Genomic DNA, 26,084 nt, shown 5'->3' with positions numbered 1-26,084 from the left:
ACCGGCAGCCCGAACGCCCAGTCGGCCGGCTCGCCGAGCCGGTGCACCCAGGAGCGGACGTCGCGGGCGGCCACCGAGACGTGGGTGACCCGGCCAGCGGACTCGGCCAGGTACACACGCCGCTCGGCGTACGGCGCGCCGCCGACCAACACGTCGAGGTCGACGTCACTGTGCGCGGTGGCGGCGCGGCGGGCGTGGCTGCCGCGCAGCAGGATGCCGACGACCGGCCGCTCGACGGTCTGCCGCAACCGTGCGGCCCAGTCCTCAAGAAAACCGCTATCCGGTAACGGAGCGTGACCCACGGCGCCATCGTGCCGTACGCCCGATCGGCGCGCAATGCCCGTTGGCGGACTCCGTGTCCGGTCCGAAGCCTACTGCCCGTTCTCGCGTTGGGCGCGGGACCGGCAACCGTTCGCCGATTCGGCCGTTGCACCGGGAGCAGCATTTCATCTAGCGTTGAGTTCAACAGGTGATGAGTTTCTTCGGAGGTGTGTGATGGACGACGCGATAGCCGTCCGCGACCTGGTCGTGGACCGGGGAGGGCGGCGCGTGCTGGACGGCATCAGCTGCCGGGTCCCGCGCGGCGCCGTGACGGGGCTGCTCGGCCCCAGCGGCAGCGGCAAGACCACGTTCATGCGGGCCGTCGTCGGGGTGCAGGTGGTCAGCGGCGGGACGGTCACCGTGCTTGGTCGTCCGGCGGGCACCCCGGCGCTGCGGCACCAGGTCGGCTACCTGACCCAGGCGCCGAGCGTCTACGCCGACCTGACCGTCCGGGAAAACGCCCGCTACTTCGCGGCCCTCCACGGGCGAGGGCGGGTCGAGGCCGACCGGGCGATCAGCGATGTCGGCCTGGCCGAGGCGGCCGGCCAACTGGTCGCCACCCTCTCCGGCGGTCAACGCAGCCGAGCCTCGCTGGCCTGCGCCCTGGTCGGGGAGCCGGAGCTGGTCATCCTCGACGAGCCGACAGTCGGTCAGGATCCGGTGCTGCGGGCCGACCTCTGGGCCCGGTTCCACGCGATGGCCGCCGCGGGCACCACCCTGCTGGTGTCCAGCCACGTGATGGACGAGGCGGCCCGCTGCGACCGGTTGCTGCTGATCCGCCAGGGGCGGCTGATCGCCGACGACAGCCCGGCCGCCATCCGCGCCACCGCCGGCGTGGACGACCTCGACGAGGCGTTCCTGCGCCTCATCCGAGCCGGCGAAACCGGCCCGACCACCACCGTCCCGAAGGCCGGACAGGAGCAGTCATGAACGCCCGGATCCTGGCGGCCACCACCGGCCGCATCCTGCGCCAGCTCCGGCACGACCGGCGCACCATCGCGCTGCTCGTGGTGGTGCCGGCCGCCCTGCTCACCCTCATCCACTTCATGTACGCCGACCAGCCGACCCCACCCGGGCAGCCCGGGACGTTCGACCGGGTCGCGCTGGTGTTGCTGGGCATCTTCCCCTTCGTGATCATGTTCCTGGTGACCAGCATCGCGATGCTCCGGGAGCGCACCTCCGGCACCCTGGAGCGCCTGCTCACCACGCCACTGGGCAAGCTCGACCTGCTCTTCGGGTACGGCATCGCGTTCGGCCTGGCCGCCGCCGTGCAGGCCACGGTCGCCGCCGGTGTGGCGTACTGGATCTTCGACCTGGACACCGCCGGCAGCATCGGGCTCGTGATCGGGATCGCGGTCGTCGACGCCGTGCTCGGCGTCGCCCTCGGGCTGCTGTGCAGCGCCTTCGCGCGCACCGAGTTCCAGGCAGTACAGTTCCTGCCAGTCGTGGTGATCCCCCAACTGCTGCTCTGCGGGCTGTTCGTGGCCCGCGACGAGATGGCCGGTTGGCTCCAGGCGCTCAGTGATGCCTTCCCCCTGTCGTACGCCATCGAGGCGTTGCAGGAGGTCGGCGCCCACGCCGAGCCGACCGGCACAATGTGGCGGGACGTGGCGGTGGTGCTCGGCGCGGTGGTGCTGGCGCTGGTGCTCGCGGCGGCAACCCTGCGCCGGCGCAGCGGCTGACAGCCTGCGCCGGCGCGGCGGGTGACAGCCCAGCACCGGCGCGGGCGGGTGCCGCGCGGCGGGTGGCCGCTGGCGGGTGGCCGCTGGCGGGTGCCGCCACGCCCGTACGTACGGGGCGGGTGCCGCCTCGCCCGCACGTACGGCGCAGCGGGTGCCCGTGCGGGGCACAGCGGCGGCGGGGCGGAGACGACCGGCCCACGGCGGGCCGAGGTGAACGAACGAGGGGCGGCGATGACGCGGCGGACCGGCCGGCGGCCCGGCAACCCGGGCACCCGGGAGGCGATTCTCGACGCGGCGCGGACGGCGTTCGCCGAACGTGGCTTCGACGCCGCCTCGATCCGGGCCATCGCCGGTGCGGCAGAGGTCGATCCGGCGCTGGTGCACCACTACTTCGGCAGCAAGGACCAGCTCTTCCGGGCCGCGATGGACTTTCCCTTCGACCCCGGTCAGCTGGTGCCGAAGGTGCTCACCGGCGACCGGGACGGCGCTGGTGAGCGGATGGTGCGCATCTTCCTCGGCGTCTGGGACTCCCCGACCGGCAGCGCCGCGCAGGCCCTGCTGCGCTCCGCGGTGAGCAACGAGTGGACCGCTCGGCTGCTACGCGAGTTCGTCACCACCCAGGTGCTGCGCCGGGTGTTGGAGAACCTCGACGTCGATCCGGCCGAGCTACCGCTGCGCGGCTCCCTGGTGGCCACCCAGATGATCGGCCTGGCCATGATGCGGCACGTGGTGCGCCTCGAGCCGATCGCCTCGGCGGACCCGGAAACCCTGGTGGCCGCGATCGGCCCCACAATCCAGCGTTACCTCACAGGCCCCCTACCAACCTGACCCGCACCCGCACCCCGCCCCGCGCCCGCGCCCCACGTCCGCGCCGATCTTGCACTTTCTGCCCCGACGAAAGGCGCGATACGGGATGAACCGGCGACCAGAAGTGCAAGATCGGCGCGGGGCACGGAGCGAGCACGGCACGGCGCGAGCACGGCACGGCGCGAGCACGGCACGGCGCGAGCACGGCTCGGGGATTAGCGCGGGGGGTGGGTGTTCGCCGGGAGGCGCAGTGGTGGTAGCAGGCGTGGCAGGTCGGCTGGGTCGGACAACGGGTGGGGGAACGTCAACCGGATGCGGCGTCGGGCACCGGGGCGGCCGAGGGCGACCACCAGGCCGTAGCGGTCGATGCGTACCACCCGGGGTGGCCCGTCGTTGCTCTGGTCGGTCAGGCCGAGCTGCCGGCACAGGTATTCGGTGACCTGGGAACCGCCGCGCTCGGCGAGGTCGGCGAGCAGGCGTGCCTCGACCGGGTGCACCGGGTCCGGTTCTGCTTCCGCGTACTCTCCCGGGTCGACCCGGTGCACGACGCCGGCCCGCTCCCAGCGGACCTCGATCACCTCGAAGCGGAACAGCCGGAACCGGGTGCCCAGGTCGAGCAGGTCCCCGGTCGGCTCCACCGCCGCGAAGTCGATCGCCGCCTGGCGGGCCTCGTCGCCGTGCAGCTCGGCCGCCCAGCCGGAGACCCAGGCCCGACCCAGACCTGGCGCACCGGCCGCGGGTGGCAGGTCGAGCACGTCGAGCACCACCGCGATGTCGCTGGTCCCGGCGGCCGGCTGTAGTGCGGCGGCCAGGTGGCTGGCCACCGGCACCAGCAGTAGTACCCGCCCGTCCGGGTCGGTCACGTGCCGGGCGTGGTGCGGGCTCGGCCGATGGGCGAGATGGACGAGGCCGGGCAGCCGACCGGCGACGAGGGTACGGACGATCTCGGCGGGGTTGGGCCGCATGGGCGCGACCTCCTTCGAAGGTTAGGCTTACCTAAGACGGAGCCTAGAGCACTCGACCGTCGGCGTCCACCGCACCCACGCACCTCGTTACCGGGTCTGCTCCAGCCAGGAGGCGTAGAGCAGGCCGTAGACCGAGTCGGCGTCACGGACCAGCTCGTCGTGCGGGCCGCGCTGCACCACCCGACCCCGGTCCACCACGATCACCTCGTCGGCGGCCTGCGCCGTGGAGAGCCGGTGCGCGATCGCGAGGGTGGTCCGTCCCCTGGTGACCGCGTCCAGGGTGCGTTGCAGGCGCACCTCGGTCGCCGGGTCCACCGCGCTCGTCGCCTCGTCCAGCACCAGCAGGTCGGGATCGGCCACGTACGCGCGGGCCAGGGCGACCAACTGCCGCTCACCGACGCTGAGCGCCTCACCGCGCTCCCCGACCGGCGTGTCCAGACCCGCCGGCAGACCCTCCAACCAGTCCGACAGGCCCAACTCGGTGAACGCCACGGTCAGTTCCTCGTCGGTCAGCTCCGGCCGGGCGAACCGGACGTTGTCCCCCACCGTCGCGTCGAAGAGGAACCCGTCCTGCGGCACCATCACCACGCGGGAGCGCAGCGAGTCGAACCGCACCTCGGACAGCGGCACCCCGGACAGCAGCACCGCCCCGGCCGACGGGTCCATCAGACGGGTCAGCAACTTGGCGAAGGTGGTCTTGCCGCTGCCGGTCTCACCGACCACCGCGACCCGGCTCTTCGCCGCGATCTCCAGCTCGATGTCGTGCAACACCGGCGGGCCACCCGGATAGGCGAACCGCACACCGGCGAACCGGATGTCCAGCGGCCCGGCCGGCAGCTTGCGCCCCTGCTCCCCCGGGTCGGCCACGTCCGGGGCGACGTCCAGCACGTCCAGCACCCGACGCCAGCCGGCAATCGCGTTCTGCGCCTCGTTGAGCACCTCGGTGGCGATCTGCACCGGCTGGATGAAGAGCGTCACCAGGAAGAGGAACGCGGTCAACTGGCCGATCGACAGTGTGCCGTCCACGCCCAGCGTCACGCCGAGCACCACCACACCGGCCAGCGCCAGCCCGGCGGCCAACTCGCCGACCGAGCTGCCCACGATGCTGATCCGAATCGCCCGCTGCTGCGCCAGACGCTGCGCGTCGATCGCCTCGTCCAACCGCCGCTCGGTGCGCCCCGCGATGCCGTACGCCCGGATCACCGGCGCGCCCACCACGCTCTCGCCGATCGTGCCGAGCAGCGTGCCGGTGCGCTGGCGCACCGTCGCGTACGCCGAGCCCAGCCGGCGTTGCAACTGCCGGATGACGAACACCGCCGGCAGGAACGCCGCCAACACCACGAGGGTCAACTGCCAGGAGTACGCGAGCATGACGGCGGTGGTGACCACCAGCTGACCGAGGTTGACGAGCAGGATCACCCCGCCCCACTGGAGGAACTGGGTGATCTGGTCGACGTCGCTGGTGACCCGCGAGACCAGCGATCCCCGCCGCTCGGACTGCTGGTGCAGCATCGACAGGTCGTGCACGTGCCGGAACGCCCGGGTGCGTACGTTGGCCAGGGCCGTCTCGCTGACCGTGAAGAGCCGGCGCATCATCAGGTAGCCGCAGACCGTCGTGATCACCAGGATCCCGGCGGTGACCGCCACCACCGTCCAGACCACGTCCAGGTTCAGCCCGCCGACGAGGCCGCGGTCGATGCCCTGCTGCACGGCCACCGGCACGGCCACCCGACCGACCATGTAGACCAACGCCAGGGCCAGGGTGCCGGCCAGGCCGGTCCGCAGCTCCGGCGACAGCGCCAGACCTCGGCGCAGGGTCTGCCAGGTCGTCTCCTCCCGCTTGGCACCATCCACCGTCGTCGTCACCGGTTCCCGCCTCTCGCCCGCGACCGCGGTGCTCCGCTTCGCCGCACTCCTCACGCTCACCGGAGCCGGCCTATCGTTCGCGACCGCGGTGCTCCGCTTCGCCGCGCTCCTCGCGCTCACCGGTCCACCTCGATCTCCAGGCCCGAGGGCAGCGGCGCGACCTCGTCGCCGTACGCGCTCTCCTGCGCCCGCTCGGCCTCCGCCTGCTCGTAGGCGGTGACCAGGTCGACGTAGCCGGGCACGGTGGCCAACAACTCGCTGTGCGTGCCCCGTGCGATCACCCGGCCCTGCTCCACGTAGATGACCTCGTCGGCGAGCGCGATGGTGGCCCGGCGGTACGCCACCACCAGGATCGACGCGGCCGGCGCCCCCGGTTGGGCCGTCGACGAGCGCAACCCGGCCAGGATGGCCGCCTCGACGCGGGGGTCGACAGCGCTCGTCGCGTCGTCGAGCACCAGCAGGCGCGGCCGACCGGCCAGCGCGCGGGCCAGGGTGAGCCGCTGGCGCTGCCCACCGGAGAGTGAGGTGCCCCGCTCGCCGACCATGGTGTCCAGACCGTCGGGCAGCGCGGCGACGAACCCGTCCGCCTCGGCCAGCCGCAGCGCCGCCCACACCGCCTCGTCGTCGATGCCCGACCGGTCCAGGGCGATGTTCGCGCGGACCGTGTCGTCGAAGACGAACGGCACCTGGGCGACGAGCGCCACCGTGCCGGCCAGCGAGGCGGCGGTCAGCTCGCGCACGTCGACCCCGTCCAGGGCGACGGTGCCGGAGTCCGGGTCGACGAGGCGGATCGCCAGGGAGGCGATTGTCGACTTGCCGGCACCGGTGGGCCCGACCAGGGCCACCGTCCGGCCCGCCGGCACGGTGAAACCGACCTCGCCGAGGACCTGCGCGCCGGTCTGGTGCGCCTCGGCCGGCGGGTAGGAGAAGTGCACGTCGCTGAAGGTGAGGGTGGCCGGGCCGGAGCTGCCCGGGTCGAGCACGCGCTGCCCGTACGGCATCTCGCCGGTGGCGTCGAGCACCCGGCGGACCCGGTCCCAGCCGGCGACGCTGCGCGGCAACTCCGCCAGGACCCACCCGATGGCCCGGACCGGAAAGGCGAGCACCGTGAAGAGGAACGCCACGCTGACCAGCTCGGTCACGCTGATGGCACCCTGGCGCAGTCGGAACGCCCCGACCACCAGCACGGCGAGGGTGCCGAGGCTGGGCAGCGTCTCCAGCAGCGGGTCGAAGACGCCGCGCAGCCGACCGACGGCGATCAGCGAGTCGCGCAGCTCGCCGGCGCGGCCCGCGAACCGGGCGGTCTCCTGGGCCTCGCGGCCCATCGTCTTGACCACCAGGGCACCGTCGAAGCTCTCGTGGGCGATGCCGCTGACCTCGGCGCGCAGCCGCTGCGCCCGAGCCTGGCGGGGTGCCATCCGGCGGGAGTAGACGACGTTGAGCGCGAACAGCGCGGGGAAGACCGCGAGGCCGACGAGGGCGAGCGCCCAGTCGGTGGCGAAGAGCGAGACGATCGCGCCGACGAGCATCACCAACGTGCCGACGGCGAAGGGCAGCGGTGCGATCGGGTACCAGGCCGCCTCCACGTCGGAGTTGGCGTTGGACAGCAGGGTGCCTGTCGAGTTGCGGTGGTGCCAGGACAGCGGCAGCTCCAGGTAGCGGCGGGTGACCCGGCGACGGTAGGAGGCCTGGAGGCGGTACTGCATGTATCCGGCGCCGAGCCGGCGCCCGAAGATGCCCGCCACCCGCAGCACGCTGATCCCGAACAACGCGGCCGCCGCCAGCGCCAGGGTGCCGGCGCCCACCTTTCCGCGGGCGATGGCCGGCAGCGCCACCTCGCCGACGACCGTCCCGACGACCCGGGCGCTGACGATGATCATCCCGCCGAACAGCACGCTGCCGACGACCGCGATCGTGAAGATCCGGGGCTGCTCGCGGATCGCCTGCCGCAGGACTCCCAGCCCTCGGCTGAGCACGTCCCGACTTGTTTTGCTCGCCACGCTCTCCCCCGCCGTAAGCCGCAATTATCTCCCTCATCCTTACCGGTCCGGGCCAGCACCGCCGACCCGGTCGGGATATGTCGACCATCACGTATCGGACGGCGACGGGCGGCGGGCGCCGGGCCGGCATCCGCCGCGCAGGGCGGCGGGCCACCGGGCCTACGATCGGGCCATGCCGCGGTACGCCCGAGCCGAGCGCGAGGCGCTGGCCGATCTCCTGCTGGCCCTCGGGCCGGACGCCCCGACGATCAACGAGGGGTGGGCGACCCGTGACCTCGCCGCCCACCTGGTGCTGCGGGAACGCCGCCCGGACGCGGCCGGTGGGATCGTGCTGCCGCCGCTGCGCGGCCACGCCGAACGGGTCCGTCGTCGACTCGCCGCGCGGCCCTACCCGGAGCTGGTGGCGCAGGTGCGACGGCCGCCGGTGTGGAGCCCGGTCAGCAATCCGCTGACCGATGAGCTGGCCAACACGATGGAGTTCTTCATCCATCACGAGGACGTGCGACGGGCCGTCGCCGGGTGGCAACGACGCGACCTGCCCGCCGGCCTGCAGAGCGCCCTGTGGAAGCGCGCCGCCCCGCTGGCCCGGCTGACCCTGCGGCGCTTCCCGGCGGACCTCTACGTGCAGGCGCCCGGCCACGGCGAGATCTCCGTGGGTCGTGGTGGCGAACCGCTGCGGCTGGTCGGTGCCCCCGCCGAACTGGTGCTGTTCCTCTCCGGCCGGCAGCGGGTGGCGAAGGTCCAACTGGACGGGACGACGGAGGCCGCGCGTCGACTGCGCGCCGCCAAGCTGGGCATGTGACTCCCTGAGCTTATTCGGTCACAGAGTCGGTGTGGCGTTCCCCACACCCAGCGAAACACGCTGATTTTCCCTCCCGTACGCTTCACCGCGCCGCTCTGCGCCGAGCGGCACGAAGTGGGGGGCGCACTGTGCGGAATTTTGCGATTTCGGCGCTGCGGGAGCCCCCGTTTCGCGCCGACCACCACGGGGCCACGGAGCAGGTGGCGAGCGAGAGCGTCGAGTGGGCGCGTGCGTTCGGGCTGGTCGATTCCAGCCATCGCGTCCACCGACTGCAACGGGCCGACGCCGCCGGCCTGGCCGGGCGCGCCTGCCCGTACGGATCGGTGGACGGGCTACGACTGCTCACCGACCTGATCAGTTGGCTATTCGTCATGGACGACGCCTGCGACGAGGACGGGCTCGGCGCCGACCCGGCCCGGCTGGGGCCCGCGATCAGCACCCTCATCGACGTGCTGGACCGCTGCGGGGACCCGGAGGTGGTGCCGCCCGCCGTCGGGCCGCTCGGTGACACGCTGCACGACCTGTGCCGCCGGACCCGGCTGCACGACCGCCCGACACTGCTGCTGCGGTTCGTCAGCCAGATGCGGGAGTACCTGCTGGCGCTGCTGTGGGAGGCGGCCAACCGGGAGCGGCGGCGGATACCCGAGGTGGCGGAGTACGTCCAACTGCGGCGGCACATCGGCGGCGTACGCCCCTGCCTCACGCTCACCGACCTGGCGGCGGCGCGACCACTCGGGTCGCGCCTGCGCGCCGACCCGGCACTTGTCGCCCTGGACCTGCTGACGGTGGACCTGGTCTGCTGGTGCAACGACCTCTTCTCCTACGGCAAGGAGAGCCAGGCGGACCCGGACGCGCACAATCTGGTGACGGTGCTCGCCCGAGCCAGCGGCGCGGACGAGGCGACCGCGCTGTGGGCGGCGGCGAACCGGTTCAACGAGGGGCTTACCGCGTTCGTCGATGCCGAGGAGGCGCTGCTGGCCAGGGGCGGCGAGGGCATGCGCGACACGCTGGCCGCACGGCGCAACTGGGTCCGCGCCACCTACGACTGGTCGGTCGTGGCCGCCCGGTACGCCTGATCCGACGGTACCGATCGGCGGGGCGCGACGGCCGGACGATCACCGGGGCTAGCCGACGCACCGCGCCAGGCAATACTCTTCGGTAACCATCATGACGTGACGACCGTCACGCCACCACCCCCGAAGGCGGCTACAGCGATGGCTCTCGATGTCCCGTACCGCTCCATCCCGGACATGTTTCTCAGGCGCGTGGCGGCCACCCCCGACCGGCACGCGTTCGCGTCCCCGGCCCCCGACGACGCGGGACCGGTCTGGCTGACCTGGGAGCAGGTCGGCCAGCGGGCCAAGGCGGTCGCCGCCGGCCTGCACGGTCTGGGCGTCGGCCCGGAGGACCCGGTCGCGATCCTCGCCAACACCCGACTGGACTGGGTGGTCGCCGATCTCGGCATCATGTGCGCCGGCGGGGCGACGACCACCGTCTACCCGACCACCGAGCCGGCGGACGCGACGTACATCGTCGCCGACTCCGGCTCGAAGGTGCTCTTCGCGGAGAACCCGGCCCAGGCGGGGAAGATCGCCGGCGCCGACCTGCCCGCGCTGACCCACGTGGTGCTCCTCGACGGCGCCGTCGACCCCGCCGCCGCGATCCCGCAACTGACGCTCGCCGAGTTGGAGGAGCGGGGCACCCGCGCGCTGGCCGCCGAGCCGGAGCTGATCGACATGCTGGTGGCCGGCATCGGCCCCGACCACCTGGCCACCCTGATCTACACCTCCGGCACCACCGGTCGGCCCAAGGGCGTCGAGCTGCTGCACGGCGGCTGGTGCTGGGAGGCCGTGGCGCAGGCGGAGGTCGGGCTGCTACGCGACGACGACCTGCAGTACCTGTGGCTGCCGCTGGCCCACTCGTTCGGCAAGACGCTGCTCTGCGGCGCCATCCACGTCGGCCTGCCCACCTATGTCGACGGGCGGGTGGAGAAGTTGGTCGACCTGCTGTCGGTGATCCGCCCGACGCTGATGTGCGGTGCCCCCCGGGTGTTCGAGAAGGTCTACAACCGGGCGGTGACCACCGCACAGGGCGCCGGCGGCGCGAAGGCGAAGATCTTCGCCTGGGGCGTCCGGGTCGGCAAGGAGAAGGTGGCCCTGGAGCAAGCCGGCAAGCCGGTGCCGGGTGGGCTGAAGCTGCGCTACGGCCTGGCTGAGAAGCTGGTGTTCAGCAAACTACAGGCCCGCCTCGGCGGCCGGATGCGGGTCTTGGTGTCCGGCGCGGCTCCGCTCAGCCCGGAGATCGCCACCTTCTTCGCCGCGGCGAACCTGCCGATCTCCGAGGGCTACGGCCTGACCGAGACCAGCGCCGGCAACTTCGTCAACCCGCCGTCCGGGCTCCAGATCGGCACGGTGGGCCGGGCGATGGGTGACCTGGAGTGCAGGATCGACACCGACGGGGAGATCCTGGTGCGGGGTCGGCCGGTGATGCGTGGCTACCACAACCTGCCGGAGGAGACCGCCGCCGCGTTCACCGAGGACGGCTTCTTCCGTACCGGTGACATCGGCACCCTGGACGAGCGGGGCTACCTGCGGATCACCGACCGCAAGAAGGACCTGGTCAAGACCTCGGGCGGCAAGTACGTGGCACCGTCGCACATCGAGGGGATGTTCAAGGCGATCTGCCCGTACACCTCGCAGGCGATCGTGGTCGGTCAGGCCCGCAACTTCTGCACGATGCTCGTCACGTTGGACCCGGAGGCGATCCGGGGCTGGGTCGCCGGCGGCCCTCTCGAAGGACGCGACTACACCGAGATCGTCGCCTCGCCGGAGGCCCAGACGATGGTCGAGGAGTACGTGGCCCAGCTCAACGCCAAGCTCAACCGCTGGGAGACGATCAAGAAGGTGGCCATCCTGCCCCGCGACCTGACGATCGAGGACGGCGAGATCACCCCGTCCCTGAAGATCAAGCGACGGGGCGTGGAGAGCAACTTCGCGGCCGAGATCGACAAGATGTACGCCGGCAGCCTCGCCGAACTGTGACGCGTCGCCGGTGGCCCCGCACCCGCCGGTGCGGGGCCACCGGCTTCTCCGTCGGTCCGGCTCAGGCGATGACCGCCGGTTGCCGCCACCGCTGCCCGCCGGTCCGGTCCAGGTCGTAGCGGACCGCCGCGATCCGCCCGACGGCCTCCACCAGATCCGCGGCGGGCAGGGTGAACGGCAGCCGCAGGAAACGCTCCAGGGTGCCGTCCAGGCCGAACCGGGGGCCGGGCGCCAGCCGTACGCCGACCTCCTCGGCGGCCCGGGCCAGCGCGCTGGAGACCGGGCCGTCCAACTCGGCCCAGAGCGTCACGCCACCGGTTGGCACGGTGACCCGCCAGTCCGGCAGCCGGTGCGCCAGCGCGCCGAGCAGGGCGTCGCGCTGGCCGGTCAACTGGACGCGGCGGTCGGCGACGATGGCCTCGGCGTCGGCGAGCAGGTGCACCGCCACCAGTTGGTCCAGCACCGGGCTGGCCATGTCCACCCCGACCCGGACGGCGGCCAGCCGCTGCACCTGCGGCGCGGAGGCGCGCACCCAGCCGATCCGCAGGCCGCCCCAGTAGGTCTTGCTCATCCCGCCGATGCTGATCACCCGACTGTGCCGGTCGTAGACGGCGACCGGGGGTGGCGGCTCGCCGCCGTCCAACGCGAGGTCCACGAAGGACTCGTCGATGACCAGGTCGGTGCCGACCGCGTGGGCGGCGGCCACCACCCGCTCCCGAAGCACGGCGGGCATCAGGTGCCCGGTCGGGTTCTGGAACTCCGGGATCAGGTAGGCCAGCTTGGGCCGGGTCTGCCGGAGGCTGCCCAGCAGCAGGTCCGGCTCCCACCCCCCGACGTCGGCGGCCAGGCCGTGGGTGGTGATCCGGGCGCGGCGGCCGGCCAGCGCGGCGAGCGCGTTGGGATAGGTCGGTGACTCGACCAGGACGTTGCCGCCCGGGGCGAGAGCGAGTCGCAACACCAGGTCCAGTGCGTGCTGGGTGCCGCTGGTGACCATGATCTGGTCGGGCGAGGTGGGCAGACCCCGGGCGGTGTACGCGCCGGCCACCGCCTCGCGCAGCTCGATGATGCCGGTCGGGTGGTAACCGGCCCCACCCAGGTATCGGGGCAGGTCCTCCGTGGCCGCGCGGGCGGCCGTCAGCAGTTGCGGCGGGGCGGCCAGCGCGGCGACGCCGAGGTCGAGCATGTCCCGGTCGTCGAGCGGGGTCCACAGGCCGGTGCTGGCCACCCGGTGGTTGCCGGGCAGCATCGTCCAGCTGCCGGCACCGCGGCGGCTGGCCAGGTGCCCGGTCTCGCGTAGCTGCCGGTACGCGGCGGTGACCGTGGTCCGGCTGATCCGCAGCGCCTCGGCCAGTTCCCGTTCGGCCGGGAGGCGGACGCCCAGCGGCAACCGGCCGTCGGCGAGCAGCCCGCGCACCGACCCGGCGAGTGCGGCGTAGTCGGGGCTGCGCCGACGACCCGGCAGGGCGTGCCACTGGCCGAGCAGACGGGCCAATTGGACGCCACGCACCTGCCCGGTCATAACCACTCCTGGAATATTGGCTTCTTCCTCGCTGAGGATTGGCACCTAGAGTGGCATGCATGGCACTGCTTGGCAATCTGCGGCACCGGCCGGTTCGGCGACTGGCGCAGCTCTACCTCGGGCTCACCCTCTACGGCGTCAGCATGGCCCTGATGCTCCGCTCCGACCTGGGCCTCGACCCCTGGGACGTGTTCCACCAGGGGCTGTCCAAGCTGACCGGGCTCTCCTTCGGCACCGTCACCATCGCCGTCGGCGCGCTGGTGCTGCTGCTCTGGATCCCGTTGCGACAGCGACCGGGTCTCGGCACGGTCAGCAATGTCGTGGTGATTGGCCTGGTCGTGGATGCCACGCTGGCCCTCCTGCCCACCGGTGGCCCGCTCGGCGTCCGGATCGCGCTGCTGGTCAGCGGGATCATCGCCAACGGCGCCGCCACCGGCCTCTACCTCGGCGCACGACTCGGGCCGGGCCCCCGGGACGGGCTGATGACCGGCTTCGCGGCCCGCCGACCGGGGCTGTCGATCCGGCTGGTGCGCACCGTCATCGAGGTCACCGTGCTGGCGCTCGGCTGGCTGCTCGACGGCACGGTCGGTGTGGGCACCATCGCGTACGCGTTGGCCATCGGCCCGTTGGCCCAACTCTTCATCCCGATGTTCGCGGTGCCCGACGGCGCGGACGACGCCGCGCCCACCCCGGGCAGCGCCGCGCAGGTCACCCCCACCGGCTGAACCTCACCCACCGTCCGCGAACCGGTACGTCGTGGTGCTACGACATACCAGTTCGAAGGGTGGGTGTTCCCTTCCGCGACGCGCGCCGTCATCATCTCTGCATGGGGGAGAACGGTTGGCGCTGGACGGACGCGTGGATCTTCGTGTCGCTGGTCATCGCCAGCGGGGCCGGACGGCACCGTCGGTCGGCGACAAGTCGACGGCCGGAGGGCGTGCGTCTGACCGACGTGCTCTCCACCGCCGACCACCTCAACCACGCCATTCCGCAGCGGCACGAGGTGGAGGCCGCCGTCCAGCGGCTGGTCGGGGCCGGGCTGGTCAGTGTCAGCGACGGCTGGTTCCGGATCACCGCCGAGGGTGAGCAGCTCTGGCGCACCCGCCCACGCGCGGGCGTGGCGACCATGGTGGACACCGTGCAGGGCGTGCTGACCCGCCGGCACGCGCCCGGCAGCGCCGACTGGCGCCTGGACGAGGCCGACCACGCGGCGGCCGTCCAGGAATACGCCGTCCGCTCGATCCCCACGCCCCGCCGGTCACCGGAGGGGCACTCCGGCGGGCACTGACCGGGTCAGCGCACCGGGTGGCCGCTGTGCCGCAGCGCGTCCTTGACCTCGGCCACGGTCAGCTCACCGAAGTGGAAGACACTGGCGGCGAGCACCGCGTCCGCGCCCGCGCCGATCGCGGGTGGAAAGTGGGCCACCTCGCCGGCGCCCCCGCTGGCCACCACCGGCACGTCCACCACCGCCCGCACCGCGGCGATCAGCTCCAGGTCGAAGCCGGCCTTGGTGCCGTCGGCGTCCATCGAGTTGAGCAGGATCTCGCCCGCGCCCAGCTCGGCCCCCCGCTGCGCCCACCACACCGCGTCGATGCCCGTGCCGCGCCGGCCGCCATGGGTGGTGACCTCGAACCCGCTGGGGGTGATGTCGGTCGGGGCCCGGCGCACGTCGAGGGAGAGCACCAGCACCTGCCGGCCGAACCGGTCGGCGATCTCGGCGATCAACTCCGGCCGGGCGATGGCGGCGGTGTTCACGCCGACCTTGTCCGCCCCGGCGCGCAGCAGCGTGTCCACGTCGGCGACCTGCCGGACCCCGCCACCGACGGTCAGCGGGATGAACACCGACTCGGCGGTGCGGCGCACCACGTCGAGCATGGTGCCCCGGTCACTCGAGGACGCGGTCACGTCGAGGAAGGTCAGCTCGTCCGCCCCGGCCCGGTCGTACGCAGCGGCCAACTCCACCGGGTCACCGGCGTCGCGCAGGTCGAGGAAGTTGACCCCCTTGACCACCCGCCCGGCGTCCACGTCGAGACAGGGGATCACCCGTACCGCCACCGTCATGCCGCGAGCCTATCCTCCGCACGCGCCACGGCGGTCGACCCGATCGGGTCGACCGCCGTGGACGAGGTCCAGGTCACACCTTGACGAGCATCTTGCCGACGTTGTCGCCGCGCAGCAGACCGAGGAACGCGTCCGGGGCGTTCTCGATGCCGTCCACGACCGTCTCGTCGTAGGACAGCTTGCCCTCGCGCAGCCAGCCGGAGACGTCGCTGACGAACGTCGACCGCATGTCGTTGTGGTCGTTTACCAGGAAGCCGCGCAGGGTGAGCCGCTTGCCGATGACCAGCGTCAGGTTGCGCGGCGCGGCCGGCGGTTCGGTGGCGTTGTACTGCGCGATCATGCCGCAGACGGCGACCCGGCCATGCAGGTTCATGGCCGAGATCGCCGCCTCCAGGTGGTCGCCTCCGACGTTGTCGAAGTAGACGTCGATGCCGTCCGGAGCGGCGGCCTGCAGCGACTCGCGGACCCCGTCGTGGTAGTCGAAGGCGGCGTCGAAGCCCAACGCCCGCAGCCGCTCGACCTTGGCCGGCGACCCGGCGCTGCCGACCACCCGGGCGGCGCCCTTGAGCTTGGCGATCTGGCCGACCAGGCTGCCGACCGCGCCGGCCGCGGCGGAGACGAACACCGTCTCGCCGGGCTTCATCGCGGCCACCTCCAGCAACCCGGCGTACGCGGTCAGCCCGGGCATGCCGAGCACACCGAGGTACGCGCTGACCGGTGCCAGGCTCGGGTCGACCGGCCGGGCGGAGGTGGCGTCGAGCAGCGCGTACTCCCGCCAGCCCAGCCCGTGCAGCACGGTGTCGCCGACCGCGACGTCCGGTGACTCGCTGGCCACCACCTCGCCGACCGCCGCACCGTCGAGCGGGGCGTCGAGGGCGAACGGCGGCACGTACGACTTGACGTCGTTCATCCGTCCGCGCATGTACGGGTCGACGGACAGGTACTGGTTGCGGACCACGAGCTGGCCCGGTCCGGGTGTCGGGACGTCGGTCTCGACGAGCCGGAAGGTGTCCTCGGTGGGCCAACCCTGCGGGCGGTTGGCCAGGTGGATCTCACGATTGCCGGTCACGGGGTGGTCGTCCTCTCGTCCGTGGTGGGGGGCCTGGGTCCGCGACGTCACGCGGCCGAGGTCTCCCGGACGGTCAGCGCGACGTCGATGTTGCCGCGGGTGGCGTTGGAGTACGGGCAGACCTGGTGGGCCTGCTCGACGAGCTGCTCGGCGGTCTCGCGGGAGACGGCGGGCAGGTCGACGACGAGCCGCACGGTGAGCCCGAACCCGCCGCTGCCGTTCGGGCCGATGCCGACCTCGGCGGCGACGACGGAGTCGCTCACGTCGGCCTTGGCCCGCCGGCCCACCAGCCGCAGGGCGCTGTGGAAGCAGGCCGCGTAGCCGGCGGCGAAGAGCTGCTCGGGGTTCGCGGCACCACCGGCGCCACCCATCTCCTTCGGCACGGCCAGGTCGAGCGCGAGGGTGCCGTCGGAGGTCTGGACGTGGCCGTCGCGGCCGTCGCCGGTCGCGGTCGCGGACGCGGTGTAGAGAGCCTGCATGAGAGTCACTGCTCCTTCTGTCGGTGGATGGTGTCGGTGACCCGGGTGAGGGTGTCGCGCAGCGCGACCAGCTCGGTGATGCCGAGCCCGGTGGCCTGGGCGATCCGCAGCGGAACGTCGCAGAGCCGCTCCCGCAGTGCCGCACCCCGCTCGGTGAGGCCCACCTCGACCCGCCGCTCGTCGCGCGCCGACCGGCGCCGCACCACCAGGCCCGCCCCCTCCAGCCGCTTGAGCAGCGGGGAGAGCGTGCCGGAGTCCAGTCGCAGCTCGGCGCCCAGCTCGGACACGGTGGGGGCGTCGTCGGGGCGCTCCCAGAGCACCAGCAGCACCAGGTACTGCGGGTAGGTGATCCCGACCTCGTCGAGGATCGGCCGGTAGACGTCGGTCAGGGCGCGCGACGCGGCGTAGAGCGCGAAGCACACCTGCCGGCGCAGCACCAGGTCATCGGTCACCGGTGAACCATAGCCCACAATTAAGTTGTGCACAACTTAATTGGCCGCACGTCGCCCAGAAGCACCGCCCGCCGGACCTCAGCGACCGCCGAGGTACGCCTCCACCTCCACCTCGACCAGGTGCTCCGGATCCAGCAGACCGGCCACCACCACGAGCGTCGCCGCCGGCCGGACCGCACCGAAGACCACGTTGTGCGCCCGGCCCACCTCGTCGGCGTGCAGCCGATCGGTCACGTACATCCTGGTCCGGATCACGTCGCCCGGCTCGGCGCCCACCTCGGCGAGCGCCGCCAACGCGATCCGCAGCGCCTGCGCGGTCTGCGCGGCGGCGTCACCGACGTGCACCACCCGGCCGTCCACGGTCGCCGTACAGCCGGCCGTGAAGGCCCGGTCGCCGGCCCGGACCACCCGCGAGTAGCCGTAGTGCTGCTCCCACGGGCCGCCCGAGCCGAGTCGGGTGACGGTCACACCTCGGCCAGGGTCCGCAGCGCCTCGGCCACCGTGAAGGCCCCCGCGTAGAGCGCCTTGCCGGCGATCACGCCCTCCACCCCGACCGGCTCCAGGGTCGCCAACGCCCGCAGGTCGTCAAGCGTGGACACACCGCCGGAGGCGATCACCGGCCGGTCGGTGCGGGCGCACACCTCGCGCAGCAGGTCCAGGTTCGGACCACGCATCGTGCCGTCCTTGGTGATGTCGGTGACCACGTACCGGCTCGCGCCCGCCTTGTCCAACCGCTCCAGCACCTCGAACAGGTCGCCGCCGTCACGGGTCCAACCCCGCGCGGAGAGGGTCTGACCCCGCACGTCCAACCCGATGGCGACCCGGTCGCCATACTCCCCCACCACCCGGTCACACCAGACCGGGTCCTCCAGGGCCGCGGTGCCGATGTTCACCCGGGCCGCCCCGGTGCCCAGCGCCGCACGCAGGGACTCGTCGTCACGGATGCCACCGGACAGCTCCACCTTCACGTCCAACTGCCGCACCACCTCGGCGAGCAGGTGCGCGTTGGTGCCCCGACCGAACGCCGCGTCCAGGTCGACCAGGTGGATCCACTCGGCGCCGTCGCGCTGCCAGGCCAGGGCTGCGTCCAGCGGCTCGCCGTAGTTGCTCTCGCTTCCGAGGGCGCCCTGCACGAGCCGGACGGCCCGGCCGTCGGCGACATCCACGGCGGGTAACAGGGTGAGGCTCAACGTCTTCTCCTCGATCAGGTACGACGGTCCAGGGCGATCACGACGATCGCCGGAAGTACGAGCAGCAAGAGCACGATCAGCGCGACGCGCAACGCCAGGTTGTCGACGAACGTCCAGATCAGAATCAACGCCGCACCGGTGAGCAGCACGATAGCGGCCCGCTCACCCCGGGTGTGCCGCGCCAGCCGCCCGGAACGGCCCCGCCGCAACCGCGGCGTCAACCGGCGGACCACCGCGCGACGGCGCTGCCGGCGCGCCACCTGACGCTGCCGCACCGCCCGCTCCCGAGCCTGCTGCGCCTCCCGCTCCGCCCGCCGGCGGGCCCGCTCCCGGCTCACCGCGACACCCGCGGACCGGGCGTCGGGCGACGACGCTCAGCCACCGCTGGGCAGCGTGGCGAGCCAGTTGCGCAACAGCGCGGCACCGGTGTCGGCGGACTTCTCCGGATGGAACTGCGCCGCCGACAGCGGACCCCGCTCCACCGCGGCCACGAAATCCGTGTCGTGCCGGGCGGTGGTCACCACGGCACCGGCAGCGGCAAGCGCCGCCGGGTCGCCCATCGCGTACGAGTGCACGAAGTAGAAACGGCTCTGCTCCGACAGCCCCGCGAAGAGCACCGACCCGGCCGGCGCCCGGACCGTGTTCCAGCCCATGTGCGGCAACCGGGTGGCGGCCAGCCGGGTCACCCCGCCGGGCAGCAACCCGAGCCCCTTGGTCACCACACCGTGCTCGTCACCGTGCTCGAAGAGCACCTGCATGCCCACGCAGATGCCGAGCACCGGCCGGCCGGCGGCCACCCGCTCGGCGATCACCGGGCCGGCGCCGAGCGCCTCGATCCCGGCCATGCACGCGGCGTACGCGCCCACCCCCGGCACCACCAGACCATCGGCGTCCGCCGCGGCGGCCAGGTCGTCGGTCACCCGCACATCCGCGCCGGCGGCGACCAACGCCCGCTCCGCCGAGCGCAGGTTGCCCGAGCCGTAGTCGAGCACCACCACGGCGCTCACGCGTCGCCACCCGGCAGCAGCCACAGCACCCCGCCGACGGTGGCGAGCACCGCGAGCAGCGCGGTGACGACCACCGCGCCCTTCGGCGCGCCCTGGCGGTGAAGCGACCACGCGCCACCGACAAGCACCCCGGCCAGGATCAGCAGCAACGTCGGCAACACGCCGCCCATCAGGGCCACCTCCCATTCGCGACCGCCGCGCTCCGCGCGCTCATCAGAGGGCGCCCTTCGTGCTCGGGATCGCGCCCGCCGCACGGGGGTCGATCGCGGTGGCCTCGCGCAACGCCCGGGAGACCGCCTTGAACTGGGCCTCCACCACGTGGTGCGCGTCCGGGTGACCCCCCGGCCGGGCCGCCCGCAGCACGTCGACGTGCAACGTGACCCGGGCCGCCTGACCGAAGGACTCCCAGATGTGGCGGGTCATGCTCGTCGCGTACACCGGCCCGATGTACGGCGCCAGCGCCGGCTCGTCGTGCACCACGTACGGCCGACCGGACAGGTCCACCGCGGCCCGGACCAGCACCTCGTCCATGGGCACGGTCGCCGAACCGTACCGCCGGATGCCGGCCTTGTCGCCCAGCGCCTGGTCGAACGCGGCGCCCAGGGCGAGGGCGGTGTCCTCGATCGTGTGGTGCGCGTCGATCTCCAGGTCACCCACGGTGCGGACGGTCAGGTCGAAGCCGCCGTGCCGGGCGATCTGGTGCAGCATGTGGTCGTAGAAGCCGACGCCGGTGCTGATCTCGGCGGTGCCGTCGCCGTCGAGGTCGATCTCGACGAGAACCTTGGTCTCCTTGGTGATCCGCTCCACCCGGGCGGTCCGACTCATCGCGAAGTCTCCATTGCAGAAAGGAAGGCGTCGGTCTCGGCGGCGGTGCCGGCGGTCACCCGCAGCCAGCCGGGCAGGCCGACGTCACGGACCAGCACCCCCTGCGCCAGCAGGGCGCGCCAGACGGTGGTCTGGTCGCCGCCCACCTCGAAGAGCACGAAATTGGCGTCGCTGTCGGCGACCCGCAACCCGCGCTCGCGCAGCGTCGCCACGATCCGGTCCCGCTGCACCATGATCGCGCTCACCGTACCGAGGAGGGTGTCGCGGTGGGTCACCGCCGCGCGGGCGGCGGCCTGGGTCAGCGCGGAGAGATGATACGGCAGTCGGACGAGTTGCACCGCCTGCACCACCGCCGGGTCGGCGGCCAGGTAACCCAGCCGCCCGCCGGCGAAGCCGAACGCCTTGCTCATCGTCCGGGTGACCACCAACCGCGGGTGGCCGGGCAACACCGCGAGGGCGCTGACCGTCCCCGGTCGGGCGAACTCGGCGTACGCCTCGTCGACGACCACCATCCCGGGCGCGACGTCGAGCACCGCGGCGATCACCGCCGGATCCAGGGCGGTGCCGGTGGGGTTGTTCGGCGAGCAGAGGAAGACCACGTCGGGCCGGTGCTCCCGGACCTGGGCGACCGCCTCCTCGACGGTCAGACCGAAGTCGACGCCGCGCCGCGCGGGCACCCACCGGGTGCCGGTGCCGAGGGCCAGCAGCGGGTGCATCGAGTACGCCGGAACGAAGCCGAGCGCACTGCGCCCCGGCCCACCGAACGCCTGGAGCAACTGCTGCTGGATCTCGTTGGAACCGTTGGCCGCCCACACCTGCTCGACGGTGAGCCCGTGCCCGAGATATTCGGCCAGGTCGGCGCGGAGCGCCACCGCGTCCCGGTCCGGGTAGCGGTTGAGCTCCCGCAGCTCGGCCGCGAGCGCCTTGCCGATCGCATCGACCACCGGCTCCGGCACCGGGTGGGAGTTCTCGTTGGTGTTGAGCCGCACCGGCACGTCCAGCTGCGGCGCGCCGTACGGCGACAGCCCTCGCAGGTCGGCACGGATCGGCAGGTCGTCGAGGCTCGTCACGCGACCGGGTTTGCTGGTGCGCTCGCTGCGCCCGCTCACGCCGATGCTCCCGGGAAGCGGGCCTGGACCGCCTGGCCGTGCGCGGGCAGATCTTCCACCCCGGCGAGGGTGACCACGTGCGGGGCAACGTCGCGCAACGCGTCCTCGGTGTATTCGATGAGGTGCACGCCGCGCAGGAAGGACTGCACCGACAGCCCGGAGGAGTGCCGGGCGCAGCCGCCGGTGGGCAGCACGTGGTTGGACCCGGCGCAGTAGTCGCCGAGCGACACCGGCGACCAGGCGCCCACGAAGATCGCCCCCGCGTTGCGGACCCGCAGGGCCCACTCCCGGGCGTCCACCGTCTGGATCTCCAGGTGCTCGGCCGCGTACGCGTCGACCACCCGCAGCCCCGCCTCCAGGTCGTCGACGAGGACCACGCCGCTCTGCTCGCCGGTCAGCGCCGTGGTGACCCGCTCGGTGTGTTTGGTCGCCGGCACCTGCCGGGCCAACTCCCGCTCGACCGCCTCGACAAGCGCCAGCGACGGGGTGACCAACACGCTCGCGGCGAGCGGGTCGTGCTCGGCCTGACTGATCAGGTCGGCGGCGACGTGCGCCGGGTCGGCCGTGTCGTCGGCCAGGATGGCGATCTCGGTCGGCCCGGCCTCGGCGTCGATGCCCACCACGCCGCGCAGCAGCCGCTTGGCGGCGGTCACCCAGATGTTGCCGGGGCCTGTGATCAGGTCGACCGGGTCGCACCGCTGCGCACCCGTCGGGTCGACCGCCGCGCCGTACGCCAGCATCGCCACCGCCTGGGCTCCACCCACGGCGTACACCTCGTCGACGCCGAGCAGCGCGCACGCGGCGAGCACCCGGGGGTCGGGCAGACCGCCGTTGTCCTTCTGCGGCGGGCTGGCCACCACCAGCGACCGCACTCCGGCCGCCTGGGCGGGCACGACGTTCATCACCACCGTCGACGGGTACATCGCCAGGCCACCCGGCACGTAGAGGCCGACCCGGTCGACCGGCACCCACCGCTCGGTGACCGTGCCACCGGGCACCACCTGGGTGGTGTGGTCGGGGCGTCGCTGGTCGTCGTGCACCTTGCGGGCTCGGGCGATCGACTCCAGCAACGCGGCGCGGACGGCCGGGTCGAGCACGCCCTCGGCCTCGGTGATCGCCTCGACCGGCACCCGCAGCACCTCCGGGGAGATGGCGTCGAACCGCTCGCTGGCCTCCCGGATCGCCGGGTATCCATGCTCGCGGACCGCCTCCACCAGAGGGCGGATCCGCTCGACGGCAACCGACACGTCGAGCTGGGCACGGGGCAGCAGGCGGCGCGGGTCACCGAGACCGTCGCGCAGGTCGATCCGATTCAGCACCCTGTGAGTCTAGGCGGCCGGCGCGGACGCCACCCGAGCCGCCCGGCCGCCGCGACGGTGAGCCGGGCCACGCCCGCGGAGCCGAGATTGGTTAGGCTCGACGATGTGACCGCACGGCTGCCGGTGTTCCCCCTCGCAACAGTGCTCTTTCCCGGGTTGGTGCTGCCGCTGCACATCTTCGAGGAGCGCTACCGGGCGCTGGTCCGCCACCTGGTCGACCTGCCCGAGGGCGCTCCGCGTGAGTTCGGCGTGGTGGCCATCCAGGCCGGGTGGGAGGTCGCGCCCGCCGGTCCCGGCGCCCGCGCGACGCCGAGCGGCGGCGAGGTCACCCTGCACGAGGTGGGCTGCACCGCCGAGCTGCGCCAGGTGACCGAGTTGGCCGACGGGGGCTTCGACATCGTCACGGTCGGCCGGCGTCGCTTCCGGATCGCCGAGGTCGACGACAGCGCCGCGCCCTACCTGACCGCCGACGTGGAGTGGCTGCCCGACCCGGCCGGCCCGGACGAGGTGGCCGAGCTGCTGGCCGCCCGGGTGATCGCGGTCTTCCGGCAGTACCTCGGCCTGATCCGCTCCGACCCGGAGGAGATCTCCGAGCAGTTGCCGGAGGACCCGACGGTGCTGTCCCACCTGGTGGCGGCGACCGCGGCGCTCACCGTCGACGACCGGCAGCGCCTGCTGGCGATCGACGACACCGCCGCCCGGCTCCGCGCCGAGCTGCGGCTGCTCAACCGCGAGGCGGCTCTGCTTCGTCAGGTGCGGGCGGTGCCGGTGCCGCTTGCGGAGTTGGCGTCCCCGCCGACACCCAACTGAGCCCCGCCGGGTCGGGCTCCGGGCGCAGCCCCGGCCACCGTGACCAGCCGGCCAGCAGGGTGTACATGACCGCCGCGCCGAACGCCGGCAGCAGCAGGTTGCCGTGCGGCACCGGCAGCACGTCGAGCAGCCAGTCGACCCCGCCGGCCCGCAGGTCGGCGGGCTTGGTGAAGGCCTGCCCGGCCGGGGCGGTGTCCAGCAGCCGGTCGAAGGTCGCCAGGCCGACCCGTCGACCCACCTGCCAGGCCACCGGTGCGGCGGCCAACGCGCCGAGCACCGCGGCGAGCAGCCCGACCGGGCCGCGCCGCCGCCGCAGCACGAACCACAGGGCAAGCGCCACCAACAGCCCGAAGCCGAGCCCGAGCAGGCTGAACCACCCGTCCGCGGCGATCGGCTGCTCCGGTTGCGGGTCGGCGTAGATCGCCCCCTCGGCGGTCTTGAGCACCGGGGTGTCCGGCGCGAGCGCGGCCCAGAGCAGCCCGAACGGCACACCCAGCACGGCCAGCGCGAGCACGGCGCCCAGCACCGTCGCCGCGGTGCGCAGCGGACGGCGCGGCTCGTCGAAGCTCAGCTCCAGAGAGCTCTGGTACGCCGTCGAAGGCGCAGCGTCACCCACCCCGAGCCCGGCCCGCTCGCCAACGGGCGGTTGCTCGCCAGCCGCCGGCTGGTCGGCGACCGCCGGCTGCTCGGTGCCTGACGGCTGGTCGGCGACCGGCGGCTGCCCCTCGGCCGACGGCCGCTCGGCGACCGACTGCCCGCCGACCGGCGACTGTCCCTCGGCCGACAGCCGGTCGGCGATCGGCCGCTCGGCGACCGGCGGCTGCTCGGCGGCTGGCGGTGTCGCGCCCGACGCTCGGGGCGGTGCGGATGGGTCGGGCTCGTCGACGGGCCGCTCGCGGTCGGGGTTGTCCGGGCTCACCCGATGATCCTCTCAGGCCCGGTGCGGGGCCGGGGCGCCGGTGGCGGCAGACCAACTCACCGGGCGAACGGCTCCACCATCATGGCCGCCGCGCGCAGCCACGCCTGCCGGGTCTCCGGCTGGAGTTGGTGGTACTCGATCGACGAACCAGTCTCCAGCGCCGCGTCGTACGGCACCACTGCCACGCCACGGGTACGGGTGGCGAAGTGCCGCTCCAGGTCGTCCTGTAGGGGCGAGCGACCCGAGGTCGGGCAGGAGATGAGGGTGATCGCGTTGTCCGCCAACTCGCCCATGCCCTCCTCGTGCAGCAGGTCGAGCATCCAGTCCGCGCTGAACGCGGCGTCCTCCCGGGGCACGGTGGTCACCACCAGTTGGTCCGCGGCCTGCATCACCGTGCGCCAGTTGGGGCTCTCCACGTTGTTGCCGGTGTCCACGCACACCACGTCGTGGGTACGCCGCAGCAACTCCAGCACGCGTCGTACGGTGAACTGGTCCAGTCGCTGGGCGAAGCGCGGGCTCTCCTCGCCGGCCAGCACGTCGTACGAGCCGTCGGAGGCGTGCCGCAGGTAGTCGTCCAGCCGACCCAGCAGGGTCGAGCCCTCGAGGATCTCGATCTGGGCCAGGTCGCTGATCAGGTGCCGGATCGTCCGGGCGTGCCGGGCGCTGCCGGCGCGTAGCCCGAGGGTGCCGCGCAGTTCGTTGTCGTCCCAGGCCAGGACGCCCTGCCCCCGCACGCTGCCGACCGTGGCGGCGGCGAGCACGGTGGCGGTGGTCTTGTGCACCCCGCCCTTGGGGTTGGCGAAGGCGAACACCCGGGGCGTGCCCAGGTCGCGGCGGAGCACCCCGTTGGCCCGCTCCTGCTCCTGGTCGACGCCCTGCGGGCGCCACTCGACCCGGGCCGGATAGGCGCGTTCGGCGATCGCCGAGCCGGCCGACGGGGTGGGTGGCGGCACGATCGGCGCGGGCGCGGCAGGTGGGGGTGGTGGCGCGGTCACCGGGTAACCGGTCTCCGGCTGGTAGCCGGTCTCCAGCAGCGCGTACCGGGACTCGGCCGGTGGGTCGCCCTGCCGGTAGCCGTTGTCCAGCAGCGCGTAGCGGGACTGGACCGGGTCGGCCTCGCGGGTCGGCGTCGCGGGTTCGGCCCGGTACGTCGGCTCCGCCGGATAACCCGGCTCGGCCCGGTAGCCCGGCTCCGCCCGGTAACCCGGATCAGCCCGATAACCCGGCTCCGCCCGGTATTCCGGCTCCGCCCGGTAACCCGGCTCGGCCCGGTAGCCCGGCTCGACCTGGTAGCCCGGCTCGGCCCGGTAATCCGGCTCGGTGCGGTAGCCCGGCTCGGTGCGGTAGCCGGGATCGGCCCGGTATTCCGGCTCGACGCGGTAGGCCGGCTCGGCCCGGTACGCGGGCTCGGCCCGGTACGCCGGTTCCGACCGGTACGCGGGCTCGGCCCGGTAGTCCGGCTCGGCCCCGTAGCCGGGATCCGCCCGGTACGCCGGCTCGGCCCGGTAGGCGGGGTCGACGCGGTAGGTCGCCTCGGCCCGGTAGCCGGGGTCCGCGCCGTACGACGGCTCGGCCGGATGCCCGGCGGCGGGCGCACGCCCGGCGTACCCGTTCGGGGCCGCGCGTCGTGGCAGCGGGTCCGGCGGCGCCTCGTCGGCCCGCCGTTCCGGCTCGGTCTGCTCCGCGCCGCGACCGCCCAGCCGGGCACGGTCCAACAACGCACGCCACCGCGGCGCTGGTTCGGCCGGCCGGCCCCAGCCGGTCTCACTGCCCTCCACGGCCCGCCCTCCCAGCACCATCGATCTCCGTCTGACAGGCTACGAAGCAAACCCTATTCGGAC

At 73.1% G+C, this 26,084-nt stretch carries 27 protein-coding genes; 9 read left to right on the top strand and 18 right to left on the bottom strand.

What is annotated here, in order from left to right; all coding sequences use genetic code 11:
* Positions 1-495 precede the first annotated feature (495 nt).
* The 3 genes from ACGFIW_RS22205 to ACGFIW_RS22195 all read left to right on the top strand — a co-directional run bounded on the left by ACGFIW_RS22205 (position 496) and on the right by ACGFIW_RS22195 (position 2,831).
* Entirely contained in the window at positions 496-1,251 is a 756-nt protein-coding gene (locus ACGFIW_RS22205; RefSeq protein WP_393318740.1) for an ABC transporter ATP-binding protein, read from the top strand.
* Positions 1,248-2,003 (top strand): ABC transporter permease, encoded by a 756-nt coding sequence (locus ACGFIW_RS22200; RefSeq protein WP_393318737.1) that lies wholly within the window; start codon positions 1,248-1,250, stop codon positions 2,001-2,003. The genes ACGFIW_RS22205 and ACGFIW_RS22200 overlap by 4 nt, the downstream gene beginning before the upstream one ends.
* A 231-nt stretch (positions 2,004-2,234) precedes the next feature.
* The gene (locus ACGFIW_RS22195) at positions 2,235-2,831 is read left to right on the top strand and encodes a TetR family transcriptional regulator (protein ID WP_393318734.1); all 597 of its coding nucleotides are present in this window, start codon (positions 2,235-2,237) and stop codon (positions 2,829-2,831) included.
* Positions 2,832-3,025: 194 nt separating this feature from the next.
* Here ACGFIW_RS22195 and ACGFIW_RS22190 read toward each other — a convergent pair whose 3' ends face one another.
* The 3 genes from ACGFIW_RS22190 to ACGFIW_RS22180 form a co-directional block, all read right to left on the bottom strand.
* Positions 3,026-3,775, bottom strand: a complete 750-nt coding sequence (locus tag ACGFIW_RS22190) for a DUF2470 domain-containing protein (protein ID WP_393318731.1) — start codon at positions 3,773-3,775, stop codon at positions 3,026-3,028.
* Positions 3,776-3,862: 87 nt separating this feature from the next.
* Positions 3,863-5,641: an ABC transporter ATP-binding protein gene (locus ACGFIW_RS22185; protein ID WP_393318728.1), complete on the bottom strand. Its 1,779-nt coding sequence runs from the start codon at positions 5,639-5,641 to the stop codon at positions 3,863-3,865.
* A 116-nt stretch (positions 5,642-5,757) separates the two neighbouring features.
* The gene (locus ACGFIW_RS22180) at positions 5,758-7,641 is read right to left on the bottom strand and encodes an ABC transporter ATP-binding protein (RefSeq protein ID WP_393318725.1); all 1,884 of its coding nucleotides are present in this window, start codon (positions 7,639-7,641) and stop codon (positions 5,758-5,760) included.
* A gap of 172 nt (positions 7,642-7,813) precedes the next feature.
* On the opposite strand from ACGFIW_RS22180, the gene ACGFIW_RS22175 reads away from it, so the two are divergent.
* The 3 genes from ACGFIW_RS22175 to ACGFIW_RS22165 all read left to right on the top strand — a co-directional run bounded on the left by ACGFIW_RS22175 (position 7,814) and on the right by ACGFIW_RS22165 (position 11,484).
* Positions 7,814-8,443 (top strand): TIGR03085 family metal-binding protein, encoded by a 630-nt coding sequence (locus tag ACGFIW_RS22175; RefSeq protein WP_393318722.1) that lies wholly within the window; start codon positions 7,814-7,816, stop codon positions 8,441-8,443.
* Positions 8,444-8,571: 128 nt separating this feature from the next.
* Positions 8,572-9,519, top strand: a complete 948-nt coding sequence (locus ACGFIW_RS22170; RefSeq protein ID WP_393318720.1) for a terpene synthase — start codon at positions 8,572-8,574, stop codon at positions 9,517-9,519.
* Between the two features lie 138 nt (positions 9,520-9,657).
* Entirely contained in the window at positions 9,658-11,484 is a 1,827-nt protein-coding gene (locus tag ACGFIW_RS22165) for an AMP-dependent synthetase/ligase (RefSeq protein ID WP_393319403.1), read from the top strand.
* Positions 11,485-11,545: 61 nt separating this feature from the next.
* Here ACGFIW_RS22165 and ACGFIW_RS22160 read toward each other — a convergent pair whose 3' ends face one another.
* Positions 11,546-13,003, bottom strand: a complete 1,458-nt coding sequence (locus ACGFIW_RS22160; RefSeq protein WP_393318717.1) for a PLP-dependent aminotransferase family protein — start codon at positions 13,001-13,003, stop codon at positions 11,546-11,548.
* Positions 13,004-13,062: 59 nt separating this feature from the next.
* Between ACGFIW_RS22160 and ACGFIW_RS22155 the strand changes: the two genes are divergently transcribed.
* Together ACGFIW_RS22155 and ACGFIW_RS22150 are read left to right on the top strand one after the other, a co-directional pair.
* The gene (locus ACGFIW_RS22155) at positions 13,063-13,728 is read left to right on the top strand and encodes a YitT family protein (RefSeq protein WP_393318714.1); all 666 of its coding nucleotides are present in this window, start codon (positions 13,063-13,065) and stop codon (positions 13,726-13,728) included.
* A 101-nt stretch (positions 13,729-13,829) separates the two neighbouring features.
* A complete protein-coding gene (locus tag ACGFIW_RS22150; RefSeq protein WP_357069599.1) occupies positions 13,830-14,291 on the top strand; it encodes a hypothetical protein in 462 nt (153 codons plus the stop codon).
* Positions 14,292-14,296: 5 nt separating this feature from the next.
* Here ACGFIW_RS22150 and hisF read toward each other — a convergent pair whose 3' ends face one another.
* The 12 genes from hisF to hisD form a co-directional block, all read right to left on the bottom strand.
* Positions 14,297-15,064 carry an imidazole glycerol phosphate synthase subunit HisF gene (hisF, locus tag ACGFIW_RS22145; RefSeq protein ID WP_357069597.1) on the bottom strand — a complete coding sequence of 256 codons (768 nt, stop codon included), beginning with the start codon at positions 15,062-15,064 and terminating at the stop codon, positions 14,297-14,299.
* Between the two features lie 73 nt (positions 15,065-15,137).
* On the bottom strand, positions 15,138-16,133 hold the full coding sequence (locus ACGFIW_RS22140; RefSeq protein WP_393318711.1) for an NADP-dependent oxidoreductase: 996 nt from the start codon (positions 16,131-16,133) through the stop codon (positions 15,138-15,140).
* Between the two features lie 47 nt (positions 16,134-16,180).
* On the bottom strand, positions 16,181-16,612 hold the full coding sequence (locus ACGFIW_RS22135; RefSeq protein WP_393318708.1) for an organic hydroperoxide resistance protein: 432 nt from the start codon (positions 16,610-16,612) through the stop codon (positions 16,181-16,183).
* A 5-nt stretch (positions 16,613-16,617) separates the two neighbouring features.
* Entirely contained in the window at positions 16,618-17,064 is a 447-nt protein-coding gene (locus ACGFIW_RS22130) for a MarR family winged helix-turn-helix transcriptional regulator (protein ID WP_393318705.1), read from the bottom strand.
* A 78-nt stretch (positions 17,065-17,142) separates the two neighbouring features.
* Positions 17,143-17,532, bottom strand: a complete 390-nt coding sequence (locus ACGFIW_RS22125) for a Rid family hydrolase (protein ID WP_393318702.1) — start codon at positions 17,530-17,532, stop codon at positions 17,143-17,145.
* Positions 17,529-18,254 carry a bifunctional 1-(5-phosphoribosyl)-5-((5-phosphoribosylamino)methylideneamino)imidazole-4-carboxamide isomerase/phosphoribosylanthranilate isomerase PriA gene (priA, locus tag ACGFIW_RS22120; protein WP_393318699.1) on the bottom strand — a complete coding sequence of 242 codons (726 nt, stop codon included), beginning with the start codon at positions 18,252-18,254 and terminating at the stop codon, positions 17,529-17,531. The genes ACGFIW_RS22125 and priA overlap by 4 nt, the downstream gene beginning before the upstream one ends.
* 14 nt (positions 18,255-18,268) lie before the next feature.
* On the bottom strand, positions 18,269-18,592 hold the full coding sequence (locus ACGFIW_RS22115) for a hypothetical protein (protein ID WP_393318696.1): 324 nt from the start codon (positions 18,590-18,592) through the stop codon (positions 18,269-18,271).
* Positions 18,593-18,628: 36 nt separating this feature from the next.
* A complete protein-coding gene (hisH, locus tag ACGFIW_RS22110) occupies positions 18,629-19,261 on the bottom strand; it encodes an imidazole glycerol phosphate synthase subunit HisH (protein WP_393318693.1) in 633 nt (210 codons plus the stop codon).
* Entirely contained in the window at positions 19,258-19,431 is a 174-nt protein-coding gene (locus tag ACGFIW_RS22105) for a hypothetical protein (RefSeq protein WP_393318690.1), read from the bottom strand. The genes hisH and ACGFIW_RS22105 overlap by 4 nt, the downstream gene beginning before the upstream one ends.
* A 43-nt stretch (positions 19,432-19,474) precedes the next feature.
* Complete coding sequence (hisB, locus tag ACGFIW_RS22100; protein WP_393318688.1) at positions 19,475-20,086, bottom strand: imidazoleglycerol-phosphate dehydratase HisB; 612 nt, start codon at positions 20,084-20,086, stop codon at positions 19,475-19,477.
* Positions 20,083-21,156 (bottom strand): histidinol-phosphate transaminase, encoded by a 1,074-nt coding sequence (locus ACGFIW_RS22095; protein WP_393319400.1) that lies wholly within the window; start codon positions 21,154-21,156, stop codon positions 20,083-20,085. Before ACGFIW_RS22095 ends, hisB begins: the two co-directional genes overlap by 4 nt.
* A gap of 35 nt (positions 21,157-21,191) precedes the next feature.
* Entirely contained in the window at positions 21,192-22,514 is a 1,323-nt protein-coding gene (hisD, locus tag ACGFIW_RS22090) for a histidinol dehydrogenase (protein WP_393318685.1), read from the bottom strand.
* Between the two features lie 105 nt (positions 22,515-22,619).
* On the opposite strand from hisD, the gene ACGFIW_RS22085 reads away from it, so the two are divergent.
* Positions 22,620-23,324 (top strand): LON peptidase substrate-binding domain-containing protein, encoded by a 705-nt coding sequence (locus ACGFIW_RS22085; RefSeq protein WP_393318682.1) that lies wholly within the window; start codon positions 22,620-22,622, stop codon positions 23,322-23,324.
* Here the strand turns inward: ACGFIW_RS22085 and ACGFIW_RS22080 are convergent.
* Positions 23,239-24,111, bottom strand: coding sequence for a DUF2567 domain-containing protein (locus ACGFIW_RS22080; RefSeq protein ID WP_393319397.1), 873 nt, complete (start codon positions 24,109-24,111; stop codon positions 23,239-23,241). The genes ACGFIW_RS22085 and ACGFIW_RS22080 overlap by 86 nt on opposite strands.
* A 188-nt stretch (positions 24,112-24,299) precedes the next feature.
* Positions 24,300-26,021 (bottom strand): ATPase, encoded by a 1,722-nt coding sequence (locus ACGFIW_RS22075; RefSeq protein WP_393318679.1) that lies wholly within the window; start codon positions 26,019-26,021, stop codon positions 24,300-24,302.
* Between the last annotated feature and the right edge of the window lie 63 nt (positions 26,022-26,084).

This window comes from Micromonospora sp. NPDC048935, from assembly GCF_043197875.1.
Lineage (GTDB): Bacteria > Actinomycetota > Actinomycetes > Mycobacteriales > Micromonosporaceae > Micromonospora.
Note: the sequence above shows the minus strand (reverse complement) of the source record. Positions and strands in the feature narration are given on the sequence as shown.